Origin of the sequence: Catellatospora sichuanensis, from assembly GCF_007483665.1 — a bacterium.
Taxonomy (GTDB): domain Bacteria; phylum Actinomycetota; class Actinomycetes; order Mycobacteriales; family Micromonosporaceae; genus Catellatospora; species Catellatospora sichuanensis.
Map to the genome: position 1 here is coordinate 1 of NZ_VIQO01000068.1, position 2,593 is coordinate 2,593.

The window sequence follows — 2,593 nt, forward strand, 5'->3', positions numbered from 1 at the left end:
AGTGGTGCACGCGTACCCCGGGGTACCACTCGAAGGTCGAGGTGGCCAGGTAGTAGTCGTCTGCGACACGCAGGATCGAGGGGTCCGGGTGGAACCCGGGCAGGACAGGGTTGCGGATCGACCGGGCGGCGGTGGCCACGTCTGCGATCTCGGTCGACATGTTCGGCTCCTTGTGTTCGGGGGTGGCACTGCGCCGTCTTCCGGCTTCGTTCCGATAACTCTCGGTCGGAACTTTCAGAAATCCCGCCCACCGTAACGGTTCAAGTCGAGATGCGACAGCCCCTTGACCCCGTGCGTGCCCACGTCGTAACGTGCCCGCCATCACTTGAAAATACCGGCTGCGTACTGAAAGTTTCGGAGCCGAGTTTCCGCACCTCCCGCCGATCTGATCGGCATCCGAGCACCTGGTAAGTCCTCGAAGGGATGGCACATGACAGCGCACCTCTCCCGCAGAACGCTGCTCGGCATCGCGGGCGCCGGCGCCGGCGCATACCTGCTGAGCGCCTGCGGCAGCGATGAACCGAGCACGCCTGACGGTCCGCAGACGATCAACTGGTGGCACATTCAGAACACCGAGCCGATGCTGCCGGTCTGGGCTGCGATGGCCAAGGAGTACGAGACCGCGCACACGAACGTCAAGGTCGTGATCCAGCCCCTGGAGAACGAGGCGTTCAAGGCCAAGCTGACCACGGCCACGCAGGCGGGTTCGCCGCCGGACCTGTTCCAGTCGTGGGGCGGCGGCGTGCTCAAGCAGCAGGTCGACGCCGGTCTGGTCAAGGACATCACGGCCGACGTGCAGCCGTGGATCGGTAGCCTGCTGCCGGCGTCGGTGCAGCCGTTCACCATCGACGGGAAGATCTACGGGGTCCCGTTCGACGTCGGCATGGTCGGGTTCTGGTACAACAAGGATCTTTTCGCCAAGGCGGGCATCACCGCTACGCCGACGACGTGGGCCGAGCTGCTGACCACGGTGTCGACGATCAAGAGCAAGGGCATCGTGCCGATTGCTCTGGCCGGCAAGGAGAAGTGGCCGGGGCACTTCTACTGGGCGTACCTGGCCATGCGCATCGGTGGTCTGGGAGCGCTTCAGCAGGCGGCGAAGGACAACAACTTCGACACCCCGGACTTCATCGCCGCCGGCGCGCGGTTGAAGGAGCTGGTGGATCTGCAGCCGTTCCAGAAGGGCTTCCTGGGGGCGGAGTACGGCTCGCCGGACGGTCAGGCCGCGACGATGGGCAACGGCGGGGCGGCGCTGGAGCTGATGGGCCAGTGGGCTCCGACGGTGCAGGCTTCGAGCTCGACGAGCAAGAAGGGCCTGGGCGACAAGCTGGGCTACTTCGCGTTCCCGGCCGTCGACGGCGGCAAGGGCACGGTCGCCGAGGCGTTCGGCGGCGGCAACGGGTTCGTGCTGGGCAAGAACGCCCCCGCCTCGACCGTCGACTTCCTCAAGACGCTGCTGGATGTCGCCAACCAGCGCAAGTCGGCGGCGACGGGTGCGGTGCTGCCGACGGTCAAGGACGCCGCGGACGCGATCAAGGACCCGAACAGCAAGGTCGTCGCGGCGAGCCTGGCGTCGGCCACCGGGTTCCAGCTGTTCCTGGACCAGGCGTACCCGCCGGCGGTGGGTCAGCAGGTCAACGACAGCGTCGCCGAACTGATCGCGGGCTCCAAGACCCCGGAGCAGATCGTCAAGGACATCACCAAGGTCGCGAAGAGCCAGTAGCCATGTTCCTTGACCAAGAACCCGTAGCCGCGTACGAGAACCGAGTGGAGCAGGCCCGATGACGCCATCGACGATCACCGGCCGGCGCACCGACGACGCGGCGACCGAGCTCTTGGCGGCGGATCCGGCGGCCACGCAGCAGCGTGGCCGCCGGGCCCGGCTTCGGCCGCGTCGCCGCCTCGGCACCATCGCCCTGTTCCTGGCCCCGGCGCTGGTGCTGTTCCTGCTGCTGGTCATCACCCCGATCGTGGTCGCGGGCTACGCCAGCATGTACAAGTGGAACGGCTTCGGCCTGCCGGAGAACTTCGTCGGGATCGACAACTTCACCCGCGCGTTCGAGGACCCGACGTTCCTGGGCGACCTGTGGCGGTCGTTCGTGCTCATCGGGCTGTCGCTGCTGATCCAGCTTCCCGTGTCGCTGGGCCTGGCCATGCTGCTCAACCAGAAGCTCAAGGGCCGCGGCATCTACCGCGTCATCTTCTTCGCCCCGTACGTGCTGTCCGAGGTCACCACCGCCGTGCTGTTCACCCTCGTGTTCTCACCGAACCGGGGTCTGGGCGACACGCTGTCGAAGTGGCTCGGCGCCGACGCCGGCGCGATCTTCGCCGACCCGGACACGGTGCTGTTCGCCCTGTTCCTGGTGATCTCGTGGAAGTACTTCGGCTTCCACATGATCCTCTACTTGGCCGGCCGGCAGGGCATCCCGCAAGAGCTCACCGAGGCCGCCACCACCGACGGCGCCAGCGCGTGGCAGGTGTTCCGGCACGTGACGCTGCCGCTGCTCGGGCCGACCATCCGGATCAGCGTGTTCCTGTCCGTGATCGGCAGCATCCAGCTGTTCGACATGGTCTGGGTGCTCACCGGCGGCGG

At 66.9% G+C, this 2,593-nt stretch carries 3 protein-coding genes; 2 read left to right on the forward strand and 1 reads right to left on the reverse strand.

Annotated features, from left to right (window positions below; all coding sequences use genetic code 11):
* Positions 1-160: family 43 glycosylhydrolase (locus FLL47_RS42480; RefSeq protein ID WP_144128366.1), on the reverse strand; the 160-nt coding region annotated here is incomplete at its 3' end.
* Positions 161-430: 270 nt separating this feature from the next.
* On the opposite strand from FLL47_RS42480, the gene FLL47_RS42485 reads away from it, so the two are divergent.
* Both FLL47_RS42485 and FLL47_RS42490 read left to right on the forward strand, forming a co-directional pair.
* The gene (locus FLL47_RS42485) at positions 431-1,723 is read left to right on the forward strand and encodes an extracellular solute-binding protein (RefSeq protein ID WP_144128367.1); all 1,293 of its coding nucleotides are present in this window, start codon (positions 431-433) and stop codon (positions 1,721-1,723) included.
* A 58-nt stretch (positions 1,724-1,781) separates the two neighbouring features.
* The coding region (locus FLL47_RS42490; RefSeq protein WP_144128368.1) for a carbohydrate ABC transporter permease at positions 1,782-2,593 on the forward strand (812 nt) is incomplete at its 3' end.